Source organism: Blautia sp. DFI.6.71, from assembly GCF_020593585.1.
GTDB lineage: Bacteria > Bacillota > Clostridia > Lachnospirales > Lachnospiraceae > Blautia_A > Blautia_A wexlerae.
The window spans coordinates 55,041-73,505 of the sequence record NZ_JAJDMJ010000012.1 but is presented as its reverse complement, the minus strand read 5'-3'; the positions used below and the strand labels follow the sequence as shown (position 1 = coordinate 73,505).

Sequence of the window (18,465 nt, the reverse complement as noted above, 5' to 3'; positions counted from 1 at the left end):
ATTAGGAGGGTATCGTATGGCTTCGAATATGAAAGCGGTAAAGCTGCGTATCAAGAGTGTACAGAGTACCATGCAGATTACCAAGGCCATGGAGCTTGTAGCATCCTCCAAACTGCGTAAGGCAAAGGAACGTGCAGAGGTATGCCGTCCGTACTTTACAGAACTTCATGAGACATTGAAAGAGATTGCAAGGGAGAATACAGATTTCTCATCCGTTTATGCGAAAGAGTCTTCCAACAATAAAACCTGCTATGTAGTGATCGCAGGTGACAGAGGACTTGCAGGTGGTTATAACACCAATCTTTTTAAATGTCTGGAGGCGTCTGCTGAGGGTAAGGACTACATGGTTCTGCCGGTTGGAAAGAAAGCAGTGGAATATTTCCGTCAGAGAGGGATAGAAGCTCTGACAGAACAGTTTGCAGAAGTGGGAAGTATTTCTGTGGCGGACTGTTTTGAGATGGCAAATATGCTCTGCACGGAATTTCGAAAAGGAACCTTTGGCCATATTGAATTATGCTATACTGTCTTTAATTCCATGCTTTCTCAGCAGCCGGAGGTATTTTCCATGCTTCCTATGACTGATATCAGAGAGGAAAGCGGAGGTAAGATAGAGACGAAGAATCTGATCCTCTATGAACCGGACGGAGAGACAGTATTTGATGCCATTGTTCCGGAATATCTGGCAGGACTGGTTTATGGTGGTATCTGCGAAAGTACCGCAAGTGAACTGGCAGCCAGACGTATGGCTATGGATGCAGCCACAAGTAATGCGGAAGAGATGATTGATCAGCTCAATCTGTATTACAACAGGGCACGTCAGGCCAGCATCACGCAGGAGATCACGGAGATTGTTGCAGGTGCAGAAGGTCTTTAATATAATTTCCAACAGATAGGAGATTACTAACATGAGTGAAAAACACATTGGCGAGGTAGTGCAGGTTATCGGTCCGGTACTGGATATCCGCTTTGCGCACGATGAACTGCCGCCTCTTCTCAATGCCATAGAGATTGATAATGATGGCGCAAAGCTGGTTGCCGAGGTTGCACAGCAGGTTGGTGATGATGTGGTAAGATGTATTGCCATGAACTCTACTGACGGTCTGGTGCGCGGTGCCAAAGCTCTGGATACAGGCGGTCCAATTTCCGTTCCTGTAGGTGAGGAATGCCTGGGACGAGTATTTAACCTTCTGGGTGACCCGGTAGACAATCTTCCGGCACCGGAGGCAAAGGAACGCTGGTCTATCCATCGTCAGGCTCCTTCTTATGAAGAACAGATGCCTGCAACAGAGATCCTGGAGACAGGAATTAAGGTTGTTGACCTGATCTGTCCTTATGCAAAGGGTGGTAAGATCGGTCTTTTCGGTGGTGCAGGTGTAGGAAAAACAGTTCTTATCATGGAGCTGATCCACAATGTAGCAACTGCACACGGCGGACTTTCCGTATTTACAGGTGTAGGAGAGCGTACACGTGAGGGAAATGACCTTTACAATGAAATGAAAGAAAGTGGAGTTATCGACAAGACTGCTCTGGTTTACGGTCAGATGAACGAGCCGCCCGGAGCACGTATGAGAGTTGGACTTTCCGGACTTACCATGGCGGAATACTTCCGTGATGAGAAGAACCAGGATGTGCTCCTCTTTATTGACAATATTTTCCGTTTTACACAGGCAGGTTCCGAGGTGTCTGCTCTTCTGGGACGTATGCCTTCAGCTGTAGGTTATCAACCTACACTGGCAACTGAAATGGGTAACCTGCAGGAACGAATTACTTCCACAAGAAAGGGCTCCATCACATCTGTACAGGCTGTATATGTGCCTGCCGATGACCTGACTGACCCGGCTCCTGCAACTACATTCTCACATCTGGATGCAACAACTGTACTTTCCCGTGAGATTTCCAGCCAGGGTATTTATCCGGCTGTTGATCCTCTGGATTCCACAAGCCGTATCCTTTCTCCTGAAATCGTAGGAACAGAGCATTATGAGATTGCCAGATCAGTACAGAGAGTTCTTCAGCGTTACAAAGAGCTTCAGGACATTATTGCCATCATGGGTATGGATGAGTTGTCAGAGGAAGACAAACGTACTGTAAGCCGTGCCCGTAAGGTTCAGAGATTCCTGTCACAGAGCTTCTCTGTAGCAGAACAGTTTACAGGTATGCCTGGCAAATATGTTCCGCTGAAGGAGACGCTGAGAGGATTCAGGATGATCCTTAACGGTGAGTGTGATGACATTCCTGAGAGTTATTTCCTGTTTGTGGGAACCATCGATGAAGTGTTTGAAAAAGCGAAGAATCAGTAAAGGGGGAAATGTCCTATGAGTACTTTCCCGTTGAGAATCGGAACACCGGACGGATTACTCTTTGAAGGCAATGTGGAGCGTGTGATCTGCAGAACTGTCAGCGGTGATCTGGCCATTCTTGCCAGACACTGTAATTACTGTACTGCCCTGGGAATGGGCGAAGCCAGTGTGGTAATGGAAGACGGCAGCAGACGGACCGCAGCCTGTATTGGCGGAATGCTTTCTGTTATGAACGGAAAGTGCCGTGTCCTTGCAACTACCTGGGAGTGGAAAGAGGATATCGATGAGCAGCGTGCGCAGGAAGCTAAGAAAAGAGCTGAGGAGATGATCGCCAAAGGTGGTTTGAGTGATCATGATTATAAGATTGTGGAGGCTAAACTGCAGAGGGCGTTGGTGCGTTTGAGTGTGAAGAGCTGAGAAAATAAGAGTTATTAAAAGACTGACAGGAAATCCGGGAAGGGAGACTGTCGGTCTTTTTTGTTTGTGATATATTTTTTGGGGATATAGTGGGAAGAATCTGAGGGAGGGATTTGAAGGAGGGACGCATAGAAAAGGGACGCATAGAAAAATAATTTATTTCATGTGCGGTTTCGGACATTAAGATATTCTAAGCTGCTCAAAATCTGCTAAAGGCATGAGAAAAATGCCACAAACTCGCTTCGCTCAGACAGTGTGTCATTTTTCTCATAACGCAGATTTTGACCAGCTAAGAATATCTAAATATCCTGCAAATGCACATGAAATAAATTATTTTTCTATGCTGGTAATTGGATCTTTCAAATACACTGGCAGGGATTTATTTGATTTGGTGTTGTTGTTCACGTGCCACTATCCCGCAAGGTGTTTTTGGGGCATGAATATGCCAAAATCCCGATACACAAGCCTATATTCCATTGGTGCGGGCAATCTGGAATTTTGGTTACATTGTTGTAAACGGAGCGAACAGCAACGATTCAATTAAAAAGATGAAACGTAGTATATTGTCACACATTGACACACATTGACACTTTACCATGATGAGGTTAAAATAGAGATAGATTATGCGACTGTAGGGGAAAGTGGGCAGTTGTGATATTATTCTGAATTTCGGCGGTTTGCCGAGATTATTTGGACAGGAGCGAATATGTTATGATAGCAGAAAAAATGAAACCTTATGTAAAAAATAATTCAGCCATCCGTATGATGTTTGAGGAGGGAAATCGTCTCAGAGCCATTTACGGTGCGGACAAAGTTTATGATTTCAGTCTTGGGAATCCGAGCGTTCCGGCACCGGAGTGTGTGAAGGAGGCTATTATTGATCTGGTGAACGAAGTGGAGCCGACAGTGCTTCATGGTTATATGAGTAATGCAGGATTTGAGGATGTGCGCCAGACGATTGCGGAATCTCTGAACCACCGCTTTGGGACAAAGTTTGCGGCGAAGAATCTGATTATGACAGTTGGAGCAGCCAGCGGTTTGAATGTGATTTTCAAGACGATCCTGAATCCAGAGGAAGAAGTGATTGTTTTTGCACCATATTTTCTGGAATATGGTGCATATGTGCGCAATTTTGATGGCAAGCTTGTGGAAATCTCTCCGGATACAACCACATTCCAACCGAATCTTGAGGAGTTTGATCAGAAGATTACAGCAAAGACAAGAGCAGTGATCGTAAATACACCTCACAACCCCACTGGTGTTGTATATTCCGAAGAAACTATTAAGAAGCTGGCAGTAATTCTTGAGAAAAAACAGAAGGAATTTGGCAGTGTAATTTACCTGATCTCTGATGAGCCATACAGAGAGCTGGCTTATGACGGTGTAGAGGTTCCGTATTTGACAAAATATTATGACAATACTATTGTTGGCTATTCTTACAGTAAATCTTTGTCTCTTCCGGGAGAGCGTATCGGTTATCTGGTAATTCCGGATGAGGCAGATGGCAGCGAAGAACTTATTACTGCAGCGGCTATTGCCAACCGTACTATCGGATGTGTCAATGCCCCATCTCTGATGCAGAAGGTGATTGCCAAATGCGTAGATGCAGAAGTGGATGTAGCTGCATATGACAAGAACCGTCTGGCGTTATACAATGGACTGAAAGAATGCGGATTCGAGTGCATCAAACCCCAGGGTGCATTCTACCTTTTTGTGAAATCACCGGTAGCAGATGAAAAAGCGTTCTGCGAAGCTGGAAAGAAATATAACATTCTCATGGTTCCGGGAAGTTCCTTTGCCTGCCCGGGTTATGTGAGACTGGCTTATTGTGTATCTTATGATACTATTATTAATTCCCTGCCGGAGTTTAAGAAATTGGCAGAAGAGTTTGGACTGTGAAAGCGGCGGGGATTGACATTGGGACAACAACGATAAGCGGTGTTGTTCTGGAAAAAGAGGAAAACGGACAGGCAAAGATTCTGGAGGCAAAAACTGTAGAGAACGGTTGCTTTATCGAAACCGGAAATGAATGGGAAAGAATACAGTATGCAAAAGAAATTGTAGAAAGAGCAGTGAATCTGCTGGATTATTTCCTGGAGAAGTATCCGCATGTTGAGCGGATTGGGCTCACAGGGCAGATGCATGGAATTGTCTATGTTGACAAAGAAGGAAATTGTGTCAGTCCGTTATATACATGGCAGGATGTCAGAGGAAGTATCTGCGATGGGGATCAGATTCCTTTAACAGAAGAAATCCGGGAAAGATGTCAAATCCATGCTGCTTCAGGATATGGGCTTGTCACACACATTTATAATATCAGGCATAATCTGGTTCCGGATTCGGCTTTGAGCTTCTGTACGATCATGGATTATTTTGGAATGTATTTGACAGGGCGTAAAAAACCATTGGTACATGTGAGCAATGCGGCAGGTTTTGGATTCTTTGACAGCCATAAGATGTGCTTTGAAAAAGAAAAACTGGCTGAAATGGGAGTGGACGTAAACTGGCTGCCTGATGTCTGTACGGGAATAGAAAAATTGGGTACATACAGAGGACGGACAGTTACAACAGCAATCGGAGACAACCAGGCAAGCTTCCTTGGAGCAGCAGGTGATGAGGAGAATATATTACTGGTCAATATGGGAACCGGCGGACAGATTTCTGTTCTTTCCGGTCAGTATTTTTCGGGAGATGGAATTGAGGCAAGACCTTTCCTAAATAGGAAGTATCTGCTTGCAGGAGCATCTCTGTGTGGCGGCAAGGCATATGCGCTTCTGGAACAGTTTTTCCGAAAAATTGTAAAAGAAGCGACAGGACAGGATCAGCCATTATATAAAGTAGTGGAAAAGATGGCAAGAACAGGGAGAGACCAGAATAGTGAAAGAACTGAAAGTCGAAAGATTAAAGTTGAAACAACATTTGACGGTACGCGGGTGAATCCGGAAAAAAGCGGCAGTATTACTCAGGTAAGTTCTGAAAACTTTACACCTGAAGATTTCTGCTATGGTGTTCTGAAGGGAATGAGCACAGAATTGTATCAGATGTATATGACTATTCAGAAAGGAACAGGCATAAAGATCAGGCGCATGATTGGTTCAGGGAATGGACTGAGAAAAAATCCGGTACTGTGTGAAATTATTGAAGATATGTTCAAGGCAGAACTTGTTCTGGCAGAATGTGAAGAGGAAGCTGCGACAGGGGCGGCAATGAGCAGTAGTATGTATAACTATAGCAACTCCCCCAGATAATAAAATGAAGCAGTGAAGCGGATTGTGAGTAACCAATTGATTTTAATACTGGAATTTGAGGAAAGGGGCTGTCCTGAAAATAGACAGCTCCTTCTTTACTGTCCGATTTATTGTATGTTATTTTTCGACATGTTCTGATATATTTTGGAGCATGCCGGAAAATTTTATGAAAACTGCAAAAAAAATCAGGAAAAAAAAGACAGCATTTTAAACGCTATGGAAAAAATGCAATTTTTGAAAAAACAATTATTGTAATAATCTCCCGGACGTGACATAATAAGAATGGAAAAGTAAAAAGCAGGTTAAATTCTGATTAGAAACAGGTAAAATAACCTGCTTACATTATGCGCCGATTTCCTGGGATGAGGATGGAAATCAGGCAGACGACAAAGGAGAAAATAATGGGAATTTTTTCAATGATATTGTCATTGCTGAGCGGAGTGGCATTATTTCTGTTTGGTATGTCATTGATGGGCGATGGCCTGAAAATGGTTGCCGGAAATAAGCTGGAAGCTTTCCTGTATCGAATGACAAACACACCGCTGAAGGGAGTTGCTCTGGGTACTGGTGTTACCAGCGTGATTCAGTCTTCTTCTGCCACAACCGTTATGGTCATTGGTTTTGTCAACTCAGGTATGATGAAACTGAAGCAGGCCATCGGTATTATCATGGGAGCTAACATTGGAACCAGTATTACCGGATGGATCCTCTGTCTTTCTTATATTGACGGAAAGAACGGAATTGCGAAGATTTTATCTACAGCAACAATTTCAGCAGTAGTAGCGATTATTGGTATTATCCTTCGCATGGCATGTAAGCGTTCCGTGCATAAAAATATCGGTAATATCATGCTTGGTTTTGCAATCCTGATGACAGGTATGCAGACAATGAGCGGTGCTGTTTCACCACTGAAGGACAGCCCCACATTTACAAACATGCTGACAATGTTTTCCAACCCGCTGATAGGTATTCTGGTAGGTATTGCATTTACCGCAGTGCTGCAGAGTGCATCTGCCACAGTCGGTGTATTGCAGGCGTTATCTGTAACAGGTATCCTGACATTCTCCAGTGCATTCCCGATCGTTCTTGGTATCGGTGTAGGTGCTGCCTGTCCGGTTCTGATTTCAGCAATCGGTGCGAATAAGAATGGTAAACGTACAGCACTTGTTTATCTGATCAATGACCTGTTTGGTCTTATCCTCTGGTCAGTGATCTTCTACACTGTAAATGCTGTTGTGCATTTCGGATTTATGGATATGATCATGTCACCGGTTGCAATTGCTTTACTGAATACTGTATTCCGTGTAGCAACAGTATGTGTTCTTTTCCCGTTCATACCGAAGATCGAGCAGCTGGTGTGCTGGCTTGTAAAAGACAGTGCAGAGGAACTGGAAGATGAAGCAGACTTTGATCTTCTGGAAGAACGTCTTCTGAATTATCCGGCACTTGCTATTGGACAGTGTCATCGTGCCATGAGCGGTATGGCAAGGAAGCTTCGCAAGAATGTCAACCGTGCCATGAACCTTCTGAATGAATATCAGCAGGATAAATTTGATAAGGTACAGAGAAAAGAGAACCTGATCGATAAATACGAAAGCCGTCTTGGGGAATATCTGATGAAGCTCACAAAGCATGAGATGAACAGTGCCCAGACAAGGCAGGCATCCCTTTATCTTCATACCATCAATGACTTTGAGAGAATCGGTGACCATGCATCCTACATTGCCTATATGTCCAGTGAAATGCATGATAATCACACTAATTTCTCACAGGAAGCCTGGGATGAGCTGAATGTAGTAATGGAAGCAGTTCGTGAGGAGATCAATCTTACCTGTCGTGCATTCCTCAATGATGACAAAGAGATGGCACAGAGAGTTGCACCGCTTGGAATGATTATCACATCCTTATGCAATGAGCTGAAGATGCATCATGTAGAGCGTCTGAGTAACGGCAATTGCGGACTGGAAGAGGGAACTGTATATACAGACATTCTCAACAGCTTCAACCGTATTGCAGCACATTGTGCAAGTGCAATGGTAGCTCTCCTTAAGAGTGGAGACGAGAATCCGGATATGCATATCCATGATTCCAAGATTTACCCATCTGACAGCGTGGAATATTATACATACTTCAAGGAATATCGCCAGAAGTATGAAATCGTAAAGAACGAGGAACACATGCGAAGCATGGAACCGGAAGAGGTAGAATAATACTTTTATATATACTACAAAGCAATAAATATATATGATATAATGACAGCAGATGATCTGGAAACGGATGTCTGCTGTTTTTTATTATAGTTGCCGGGCGTGCAGATGGTGGGAATGATTTTTCGAATACGCTTTGGAGTGCGCAGGCAAAGGAGTCGGCAGGCAGGATCATTTTTGTAAATCAAATATATTTATTCAGGCAGAGATTCTTCCTGTAGCCTGGATTAGCCATTGCAGGAAGGAAATTGTGCAAACATGACACCCAAAAGGAGGAAGCAATTATGTTATTCGACAGCAGAACAGTCTATCTCGGTGCATCCAGGGATAAATATGAGCAGTATTGTAAAGCCTTAGATTCAGAGAAAATCAAATACAAAACAAAGAGAGTCAACCACGAAGAAAAAATGACAGCCCCGGGCAGGGGAACCGTCCGCAGCATGGGTGGGAACTTTGGAACAGATAAAACATTGTATGAAATCATGGTCGGAGAGAAAGATTACGACAATGCAATGGGGATTCTGACAGCACTGAAGTAGACGGAATCTATCCTGAAGAAGAAAGTACGCAAAAAAGTGTGCAAGATAGTGTGCAAGATAACGGAAATTCTGGAGGTGTTTTTGTGGGAGAATATAAACCGCCATTTACAATAACAAATGAGATATTATCATATGTGTCTTCAATTTCTGAAAAAATAGGGCGAATCACGGCAATCAGCAGTCTGGAAACAAAACCGCACCTGAGAAAGAATAACCGAATTAAATCTATTCATTCATCTTTAAAAATAGAGGCGAATTCTCTTTCTCTGGGGCAGGTCAGGGATGTAATCAATGGCAGGCTTGTACTGGGGGAACAGAAAGAAATACAGGAAGTAAAAAATGCATATGCTGCGTATGAAAGCCTTTCGGAAATTAATCCCTATAGTATAAAAGATTTAAAGAAATTTCATGGGATTATGACAAAATATCTTGTGGAAGAATGTGGGGAGTTTCGCCATGGAGAAGAGGGAGTTTTTAATGGAGATGAATGTATTTTTATGGCACCTCCGGCGCAATTTGTACCGCAGCTTATGGATGAACTGTTTGAATGGATGAAGAAATCAAGGAATAGTGTTCATCCATTGATTATGAGCAGTGTATTTCATTATGAGTTTGTCTTTATTCATCCATTTGCTGATGGTAACGGAAGAATGGCAAGATTATGGCACACTGCTATTTTGTCTAAATGGAAACATGTATTTGAGTTTATTCCAATCGAAAGTCAGATTGAAAAATTTCAGGATGAATATTATGATGCGATTGCCAGATGTCATGTTTCAGGAGAATCTACCATTTTTATAGAGTTTATGTTGTCACAGATAGACAGGATTTTGGAAGATATTTCGCTTCAGATGAATGAAGAAAATGAACAGTTTTCAGAAACTGTCAGGAAAATGCTTGAAATCATGGAGTATGATACGCCTTATACAAGAAAAACACTTATGGAAAAACTGGGGTTAAAGTCCAGAGATGGATTCCGCAGAAATTATTTGCAACCCGCACTTGAGATGAATTTGATCCAAATGACATTACCAGATAAACCGAATAGCAGAAATCAGAGATATATGAAAGTATGAATAGCAGGAAGCTTATCTGATTTATAGCAATCTATAGCAATTCCATAAAATAATGCAAGCAATCCAGCCCATCATAGTGTGAAGTCCTGCGTCAGATATCTTTCTTGTCTTTCGCACTCTGCTGAACTGTCTTGATTGCATTATTTATAAGGATTGCTATAGTTAAATGGATTGAATAAATTTCTCTACATAATGCAGAGCTGCTCCGATCGCCGGTGTATATTGTCCGTTGGTACCGACCAGAATCTGTGTTTTATCCAGTATGAATGGTGCGGCTGTATGGAGATGTTCTGCCAGATATTCAATATCTTCTTCTGTAAAATAAGGTGCCAGATATCCGCTGAGGATGATCGGTGCATCGATAACAAGGTTAAGATTCTTCATGGCAAATGCCAGATGGTTTAAAAAATCTTTCCAGATCTGTATGATCTGGGGAGATTTTTTTTCGCGCAGAAGAGGAAAAAATTCTTTGGCAGGCATACCAGCAGCCTGTTCCAGTGCATTGGCAGAGCAGTAGGTTTCCAGGCAGCCACGGCTGCCACAGTAGCAAAGTGGGCCGTCGGGATTAATACATATATGTTCAAGAGTTCCGCTGTGCATGGAGATCCCCTGATGAATCTGATGATTGGTAATGATGCCGCCGCCCAGATTTCGGTTCAGCAGGATGATAACAGCACTGTCAAGCTCAGGATGATTCCATAATTCAAGGAACGCAGCTGATTTCGAATCATGTTCCAGATAACAGGGACATGGAAGATATCTGGAAAAATCATCCAGTTTCATGCCTGCGTTATTCATGATATCTCCATATAGTACAGTGGTATGATCCGGGGATGTGATACCCTGTGTGGCAATGGAGATGCCAAGAACTTTGTCATTGTCATACTGGCGCGATGAGATGAATTCTTTTACTGCGTCAGTAACCTGTTTATAGTAATCCGGTGTGTTGGAATATGGAAGCGGAATGGTATCTGTATAGAAAGCATTTCCATACAAATCTACAGCGGTAATATGAAACATTCCTTTTAAAATACCGATACCAATGGAAATTTTAAAATCTGATACAATCTGAAGGGCGTTTGCCTTTCTTCCACCGGTGGATTCAAAGAAACCATTTTTTTCAATAAGACCTTCCTGTTCCAGAAGATTCAGGTTCTGGCTGACAGTGGATAAACCCATCTGCAGTTCCTGAACGATCTGCAGCTTGGAGGTCGTTTTTTTTCTGTAAATGTACTGGTAAACCTTTGATTTATTTATTTTCTTGAGACTAATGTTGGTCAATCCCTTTTCACTCATAATATTCTCCTGATTATGTTACAAGATAATGTTAAGTTTCAGTTTTATTGTAGCATAGAACGAAAAAAAAACAATAAAAATATCCGGCACGATCAGCAACATCAATTTGTCAGCACACTATAGTAAAATAGACAAAAAAGTTGTTTGAAAATTAGAATTTCTGTCAATGGATTTTTTAAAAGAAAAGATATATACTCAACTTACAGTTAAGATATAAACGTAAGTAAAGAACATAACAACAAACAATAAGTATCGAATAAGACAAACAAGGAGGATATAACATGAAATTATCAATCAATGGAATCAAGGAACAGGAAGCATGGAAAAAGGCAGGAATCGCTCTTCCGGGTTATGATGTAGAGGCTGCCTCTGAGAATGCAAAGGAGAATCCGGTATGGGTTCACTTTGGTATCGGAAATATTTTCCGTGTGTTTATCGGTGGAATTGCAGATGGTCTTCTGGAAGAGGGAGTTCTGGATCGTGGGATTACCTGTGTGGAAACCTTTGATTATGATGTAGTAGATAAGATTTATGATCCATATGACAATCTTGGATTAAGTGTAATCCTGCATGGGGATGGAACCCGTGAGTATAAAGTAGTCGGAGCTTTTGCGGAAGCAGTGAAGGCACAGTCTTCTAATGCAGAACAGTGGAAACGCCTGAAAGAAATCTTCACAAGCAAATCCCTGCAGATGGTTTCATTTACGATTACAGAGAAAGGCTATGCATTACAGAAAGCGGACGGAACATGGTTCCCGTTTGTAGAGGCAGATATCAAGAATGGTCCGGATAAAGCGGCTGGTGCCATGGCAGTTCTGGTTGCAATGCTTTATGAAAGATATAAAGCCGGCGAATATCCCATCGCACTGGTTTCCATGGATAACTGCTCACAGAACGGTGCAAAGCTTCGCGAGTCAGTACTGACAATGACAGAAGAGTGGAAGAAAGCAGGATTTGTTGATGAGGGATTTGTAAACTATGTAAGCGATGAACAAGTAGTTGCTTTTCCATGGACAATGATCGATAAAATCACACCTCGTCCAAGCGAGCAGATTGCAGCAGATCTTGAAAAGCTGGGTGTTGAGAACATGCAGCCGGTGATCACAGGTAAGAAGACATACATTGCACCATTTGTCAATGCTGAGAAACCGCAGTATCTGGTAATAGAGGACAGCTTCCCTAACGGACGTCCGGCTCTGGAAAAAGGTTTCGGTGTATATATGGCAGACAGAAATACAGTTAACCTTTCTGAACGTATGAAAGTAACAGTATGTCTGAATCCGGTTCATTCTGCTACAGGTCCGCTGGGAGTAGTTCTTGGATATGATCTGTTTGCGCATATGCTTAATACAAATGAAGATATGATGAAAATGGCACGTATGATTGCTTATGATGAAGGTCTTCCGGTAGTTGCTGACCCTGGAATCCTTTCTCCGCAGGCATTTGTTGATGAGCTCTTCAACGATCGTTTTCCAAATGAATATCTGGGAGATACAAACCTTCGTCTGGCAGTAGACGTATCTCAGATGGTTGGCATCCGTTTCGGCGAAACAATCAAAGCATATGTACAGAAATTCGGAGATGCTTCCAGATTGACAGCTATTCCGCTGGGAATTGCAGGATGGCTCAGATATATGCTTGGTGTAGATGATGAAGGAAATAAATTTGAACTTGCACCGGATCCAATGAATGAGGAACTGCAGGAACAGTTTAAGGATATTGTAGTAGGTAAACCTGAAACACTCAAAGATCAGTTAAAACCAATTCTTTCCAATGAGCGTCTGTTCTTCACTGACCTTTACAAAGACGGTGTGGGAGAGAAGGTTGAGGATATGTTCCGTGAGATGATCGCAGGACCTGGAGCTGTAAGAGCAACAATACATAAATATGTTGGATGATTTTCAGCAGATGAATATTATAACTGACTTTCAGGAGGAAAATGAAAATGAATTTAAAAGAACAGTTTAATGGAATTCCGACTAATGATATTGTTCATTTTCTTCCCTTCTGGGAAAACGGAGTAAAGTTCTTTACAATTGAGGGACCGAATAAAGAGAAGGTTGAGTTCAGCCAGTACTTATAAAGTCAGGCGGTTAAATTCAGTGAGAAAAAGCATCTGTCAAAGCAGGTGCTTTTTGTTTTCAATATTTTATTGAGAAAAGCCTGAGAAAAGTTTAAAATAGGAGATAATAAAAAATAAACGAAAGGAGTTTTTATCATGAGTAAACGAACAGAGAGAATGAGCCGGAGTGCAGCTGAGAGAATTAACCGCAAAGATACAGTGATCAGACAGAATAATGCAGAACTTGAGGAGCTGAGGAATCAGTATGAGAATCTAGATATCTGTGAGGAGGATAAGCAGGTGATTGATGATTATATTGCCTGCAAAGATGCCAGAGCTGACAGGATGGCAGAGAAACTTTATGAAAAGGGAAGAAAAGATGTAAAGAGATGTATCCGCATCCGAAAACTGATCCGCAGATGTATGATCCTGTCTGCCATTGTTACAGTGGTGCTGGTTCAGTATAATAAGAATGAAAAGCTGAGAGAAAGTCTGGAAGAGCTGCTGAAAATGTTCCGGGATGGAGCCGTAAATGAATCAGAGGAAGATTTTTAAAATGTTTTACCGAATTCGGCTACGGTAGACCGAATGTGATTATGTATCAGTTGGAAGGAATAAGCAATATAAATAATGCAGACAAAAAATGTATTTTCGGAATTTTTTTACAAAAAATCTTCTTATAAAAGCAAAAACAGGGAAGACTCCGAGAATGCATAAAACAAAAAAGGAGCAAGAGACAGCATGGGAATACAAAGATACTCGATTATATACAGCAGTAAAACAGGGAACACAAAGAAGCTTGCGGAGAAGATCAGGGAGGTATTGCCTGAGGAAAACTGTGACTATTTTGGAACAGAAGGAGCGAAGGCTCTTTCATCCGACATATTATACATTGGATTCTGGACAGATATAGGGAATGCAGATCCTGCAACACTTGAACTGTTAAAGAGTCTGAAAAACAAGAAGATCTTTCTGTTTGGAACAGCAGGTTTCGGAGGCAGTGAAGCCTATTTCCAGCAGGTTCTCGGGAAAGTTAAAGAATCTGTGGATGAGAGTAATACAGTGATGGGAGAATTTATGTGTCAGGGGAAAATGCCCCAGTCAGTCAGGGACAGATACGTAAAGATGAAAGAGAAGCCGGATCATGCGCCGAACCTGGATGAACTGATCCAGAATTTTGACAGGGCGTTATCTCACCCTGACAATGAGGATCTGGACAGACTGGAAGAAATAATCAGAAGAGACCTGGAAAAATAATTAAGTCTTGACTAACAGAGGGAACTGCGGTATAGTGCTCGTTACTAAAAAAGGTAATTCATAAATTTTTATAGATTTTCGCGAAAGAGAGGTAACGAGATATGACATTTTATCAGGAATTACAATTGAGTTCGACCGGCTCCAAACAGCTGATCAGAAGTACCACAGACCCAAAAGAGAAAAGACGACACATTTTAATCTATAATTTTAAAGTGTATCTGGTTATGGCTTTTTGCGTAGCAGTGGTGAGCATGTACAGCAAGCTTACAGGAAGCAGCAACAGTGTAGTTGGTGTTACTGTTCTGCTGGCAGTGCTTGTGCTACGGCAGGCAGATTTCGGGATCAGGACAACACATGGACTGCTTTCCATTGCAGGGATCTTCGGTATACTTATGGCAGGACCCCGTCTGGCAAATATAGTGCCTCCGTTAGCCGCGTTTGCAGTGAATGCTGTGTGTATTTTACTGCTGATGATACTGGGCTGTCATAATGTGATCATGTACAATCATTCCACCTTTGTACTGGGATATCTGCTGCTTCTGGGCTATGATGTGACAGGAAGGGAATACACCTTCCGTGTGATCGGACTGCTGGTGGGAATGGTGATCTGTATGATCGTATTCTATAAGAATCAGAGAAACAGAGCTTATCGAAGAACCTTCCTGGATCTGTTCCGGGAATTTGATCTTAAGTCAGCGAGAAGCAGATGGTATGTGAAACTGACACTGATCGTATCCAGCGCAATGCTGTTTATGAATCTTCTGGGACTTCCCAGAGCAATGTGGGCAGGAATCGCCTGTATGTCCGTATGTCTGCCTTTTACAGAGGACTGTATCCCAAGGTCTGTGAGCAGAGGAATGTTTAATGTTGTGGGCTGTCTGCTGTTTATTGTGCTGTATCTGGTACTTCCTAAATCCATGTATCCGTACATTGGAATGATCGGAGGAATCGGAGTTGGATATTCAGCAGGATATCCGTGGCAGACTGCATTTAATACATTTGGAGCGTTGTCTATTGCAGCAGGGATCTTCGGAATGCCGGCAGCAATAGCACTTCGTATAGGTGCCAATGTTCTGGGAGCAGCTTATACGGTAATCTGCAATAAAGTAACAGATAAAGTAGCAGAGTATATAGGCACAAATAAATGTGCAGAAAATCTTTCCTGACTGAAACTGCGGAGCGGTTATAAGCAAGTAAAAAAGCGGATGATTTTATCCGTCTGATATGTGTTCTGGGAATAGAGTGAATATTAACGTACAATGACAGAGGGAGAGAGAAAGAATATGAAACAGGATACCCTGGAAGGCAGGGCGAAAACGAAAAATGGTGTAAAACGATTATGCTTTTCCGCAGTATGTATTTTACTGGAAGCAGCTTTTATCATTGCTATGATCACAAAGCTGAATCAATATGCGGAGATTATCAATCTGATAACAAGGCTTCTTGCAGGTGTACTGGTTCTTAAGCTGTATGCGTCAGACCAGACTTCATCTATGAAAATGCCCTGGGTTATTTTGATCCTTGTATTCCCTATCTTGGGAGTGGGATTGTACTTACTGATTGGTCTCAATGGCGGTACCCGTAAAATGCGGGAGCGTTATGACCAGATCGACAGGGAACTTCTGCCGTTGCTTCCCAATGACAGTGAGTGCAGGGAAACGCTTGGCAGGAAAATCCCGAAGGCAGGCAATATTTCTGATTATATACAGAAAAATGCCTCCTATCCGGTCTATCAGAATACAGATGTTATTTATTATGATGAGGCAGTCAAAGGGCTGGAGGCTCAGCTGGCAGATCTGGCAAAGGCAGAGAAATTCATTTTTATGGAATATCATGCCATTGAGGATGCACAGGCCTGGCATAAAATCCAGAGAGTTCTGGAAGACCGCGTAAAGGCAGGCGTAGAAGTCAGAGTATTTTATGACGACATGGGTTCCATTGGGTTTATCAATACAGACTTCATTAAGAAAATGGAAAATGTGGGAATCCATTGCAGAGTGTTCAACCCTTTTACTCCGGGTCTGAATGTGTTCCTGAATAACCGGGATCACCGCAAGATCACAGTAATCGATGGAAAAGTGGGATTTACCGGCGGTTACAACCTCGCCAACGAATATTTTAATTTCACACATCCTTATGGACAGTGGAAGGATACAGGTATCCGTCTGGAGGGGGAGGCAGTCCGTTCCCTGACAGTAACATTCCTGGAGATGTGGAATGCTGTCAGTGATAAGGATAAAAATGACAGTGATTTTACCGGATTTCTGGTTCAGACAGATTATCAGGCAAAGCAGACAGGCTTTATCCAGCCTTATGCGGACAGTCCTATGGACCATGAACAGGTAGGCGAAGAGGTGTATATCAGTATGGTGAACAAAGCAGAAAAATATTGCTGGTTTATGACTCCGTACCTGATCATCACAGATGAAATGAGCCATGCTCTGTGTCTGGCTGCCAAGCGCGGGGTAGACGTGAGAATCATCACACCTGGTATTCCGGATAAAAAGATGATCTACAATATCACACGATCCTTTTACCATGGACTGGTGAAGCATGGAGTGCGTATCTATGAATGGACACCTGGTTTCTGTCATGCAAAGATAAGTGTGGCAGATGACTGTATGGCAACCTGCGGAACCATAAATCTGGATTACAGAAGTCTGTATCATCATTTTGAAAACGGCTGCTTTATGGCAGACTGCCAGGCAGTTCTGGATATCCGAAATGATCTTGCAGCAACAATGGATGAATGCCGTGAAGTCACAGAACAGTACAGTACCGGACGCAGCGCATATCTGCGATTGGGACAGCTGTTTATGAGGTTATTTGCGGGATTATTATAACACTTGGAAAAAAGCAGAATATCGTGTACAATGGAATGGGGAACAGCAAAACTATTATAAATATGGGAGGAATTTTAACTATGGATCTTTCAACCTTAGTAAAAATGTCAAATACTTATGGAAGCAACCCTGCCTATGTTCTTGCAGGCGGTGGCAATACTTCTGTAAAAGATGACACCACATTGTATGTAAAAGGCTCCGGTACACAGCTTGCCACAATTAAGGCAGAGGAATTTGTGGAAATGAGCAGAGCACGTTTGAATGAGATCATGAAAACAGATTATCCGGAAGACGATGTCAAACGTGAATCGCTGTATCTTGCAGATGTTATGGCTGCAGTAACAGATGCTGACAAAACAAAACGTCCAAGTGTAGAAGCACTGCTTCATAACTTATTTGCCTATACTTATGTACTGCATGTTCATCCTACACTTGTCAATGGACTGACCTGCGGAAAAGGCGCAAAGGAACTCAGCGAACAGCTCCTTGGAAAAGATGTACTCTGGATCGATATCTGCAAACCCGGATATACGCTTGCACGTATCTGCTATGAGAAAATGAATGCTTATAAAGAAGAATACGGAAAAGATGTTCAGGTTCTTCTGCTCCAGAATCATGGAATTTTCGTTGCAGCAAATACTGTAGAGGAAATTGGAGCATTATTTGACGGCGTGATCAGTAAATTAGAGAAACAGGTAAAGAGAACTGCTGATGTCAGTGATGCTGTTACATCTGAAAAAGAACAGGCAGCAGAGAAGCTTTCCCGGTTACTGGGACATGCAGTAGAAGTTGTACCTGTAGCAGAAGCTGATCATTTTGTAAAAGATAAAGCAGCGGCTGCACCGCTTCTGAAGCCGTTTACACCGGATCACATTGTATATTGCGGACCATATCCGTTATTTGTAGAGGATATTGACCAGGCAAAAGCTGCGCTGGATGCATTTATGGCAGAGAATGACAAAGAGCCAAGACTGATCCTGGTACAGGGAGTCGGTGCCTTTATCATGGAAGATGATAAGGGAAAAGCTGCAAAAGCACAGCTTCTTGTAAAAGATGCCATTAAGCTTGCAGTATATGCAGAAAGCTTTGGCGGTCCGCTTCATATGACGGATGATATTACATACTTTATCACACATTGGGAAGCAGAAGCATATCGCAGTAAGAAATAATATAATAAGGGGCTGTCTTTTTTTGACAGCCCCATTTTGTTGGTTTAAACA

General features: G+C 42.4%; 15 protein-coding genes and 1 pseudogene. 15 read left to right on the top strand and 1 reads right to left on the bottom strand.

From position 1 onward, the window contains the following. Window positions 1-16 precede the first annotated feature (16 nt). From atpG to LJE12_RS07550, 8 genes are all read left to right on the top strand, one after another. Window positions 17-874, top strand: a complete 858-nt coding sequence (gene atpG / locus LJE12_RS07585) for an ATP synthase F1 subunit gamma (protein WP_227226584.1) — start codon at window positions 17-19, stop codon at window positions 872-874. A 31-nt stretch (window positions 875-905) separates the two neighbouring features. Continuing rightward, on the top strand, window positions 906-2,300 hold the full coding sequence (gene atpD, locus LJE12_RS07580) for a F0F1 ATP synthase subunit beta (protein WP_008704959.1): 1,395 nt from the start codon (window positions 906-908) through the stop codon (window positions 2,298-2,300). A gap of 15 nt (window positions 2,301-2,315) precedes the next feature. Continuing rightward, the gene (atpC, locus tag LJE12_RS07575; RefSeq protein ID WP_008704958.1) at window positions 2,316-2,717 is read left to right on the top strand and encodes an ATP synthase F1 subunit epsilon; all 402 of its coding nucleotides are present in this window, start codon (window positions 2,316-2,318) and stop codon (window positions 2,715-2,717) included. Window positions 2,718-3,428: 711 nt separating this feature from the next. Then, window positions 3,429-4,616 (top strand): pyridoxal phosphate-dependent aminotransferase, encoded by a 1,188-nt coding sequence (locus LJE12_RS07570; RefSeq protein WP_227226585.1) that lies wholly within the window; start codon window positions 3,429-3,431, stop codon window positions 4,614-4,616. Next, window positions 4,613-5,965, top strand: a complete 1,353-nt coding sequence (locus LJE12_RS20260; protein ID WP_227226586.1) for a sedoheptulokinase — start codon at window positions 4,613-4,615, stop codon at window positions 5,963-5,965. Before LJE12_RS07570 ends, LJE12_RS20260 begins: the two co-directional genes overlap by 4 nt. Before the next feature lie 401 nt (window positions 5,966-6,366). Further along, window positions 6,367-8,175 carry a Na/Pi cotransporter family protein gene (locus LJE12_RS07560; protein WP_008706243.1) on the top strand — a complete coding sequence of 603 codons (1,809 nt, stop codon included), beginning with the start codon at window positions 6,367-6,369 and terminating at the stop codon, window positions 8,173-8,175. A gap of 281 nt (window positions 8,176-8,456) precedes the next feature. Then, window positions 8,457-8,711 (top strand): hypothetical protein, encoded by a 255-nt coding sequence (locus LJE12_RS07555; RefSeq protein ID WP_026649178.1) that lies wholly within the window; start codon window positions 8,457-8,459, stop codon window positions 8,709-8,711. 83 nt (window positions 8,712-8,794) lie between these two features. Next, complete coding sequence (locus LJE12_RS07550) at window positions 8,795-9,787, top strand: Fic family protein (protein WP_227226587.1); 993 nt, start codon at window positions 8,795-8,797, stop codon at window positions 9,785-9,787. Window positions 9,788-9,949: 162 nt separating this feature from the next. Here LJE12_RS07550 and LJE12_RS07545 read toward each other — a convergent pair whose 3' ends face one another. Further along, the gene (locus LJE12_RS07545; RefSeq protein WP_227226588.1) at window positions 9,950-11,083 is read right to left on the bottom strand and encodes an ROK family transcriptional regulator; all 1,134 of its coding nucleotides are present in this window, start codon (window positions 11,081-11,083) and stop codon (window positions 9,950-9,952) included. Between the two features lie 281 nt (window positions 11,084-11,364). Here LJE12_RS07545 and LJE12_RS07540 point away from each other — a divergent pair, with 281 nt between their 5' ends. The 7 genes and pseudogenes from LJE12_RS07540 (at window position 11,365) to LJE12_RS07510 (ending at window position 18,414) form a co-directional block, all read left to right on the top strand. After that, entirely contained in the window at window positions 11,365-12,981 is a 1,617-nt protein-coding gene (locus tag LJE12_RS07540; protein ID WP_227226589.1) for a mannitol dehydrogenase family protein, read from the top strand. A gap of 80 nt (window positions 12,982-13,061) precedes the next feature. Next, a pseudogene (locus tag LJE12_RS07535) lies at window positions 13,062-13,166 on the top strand (VOC family protein); the annotation flags it as partial. 135 nt (window positions 13,167-13,301) lie between these two features. Then, a complete protein-coding gene (locus tag LJE12_RS07530) occupies window positions 13,302-13,700 on the top strand; it encodes a hypothetical protein (protein WP_227226590.1) in 399 nt (132 codons plus the stop codon). 186 nt (window positions 13,701-13,886) lie between these two features. Then, window positions 13,887-14,402 (top strand): flavodoxin family protein BilS, encoded by a 516-nt coding sequence (gene bilS / locus LJE12_RS07525; RefSeq protein ID WP_118520298.1) that lies wholly within the window; start codon window positions 13,887-13,889, stop codon window positions 14,400-14,402. Window positions 14,403-14,503: 101 nt separating this feature from the next. Beyond that, the gene (locus tag LJE12_RS07520; protein WP_227226591.1) at window positions 14,504-15,568 is read left to right on the top strand and encodes an FUSC family protein; all 1,065 of its coding nucleotides are present in this window, start codon (window positions 14,504-14,506) and stop codon (window positions 15,566-15,568) included. 117 nt (window positions 15,569-15,685) lie between these two features. Continuing rightward, window positions 15,686-17,245: a cardiolipin synthase gene (gene cls, locus LJE12_RS07515; protein WP_055053772.1), complete on the top strand. Its 1,560-nt coding sequence runs from the start codon at window positions 15,686-15,688 to the stop codon at window positions 17,243-17,245. 80 nt (window positions 17,246-17,325) lie between these two features. Further along, window positions 17,326-18,414 (top strand): class II aldolase/adducin family protein, encoded by a 1,089-nt coding sequence (locus LJE12_RS07510; protein ID WP_055201049.1) that lies wholly within the window; start codon window positions 17,326-17,328, stop codon window positions 18,412-18,414. Window positions 18,415-18,465 lie beyond the last annotated feature (51 nt).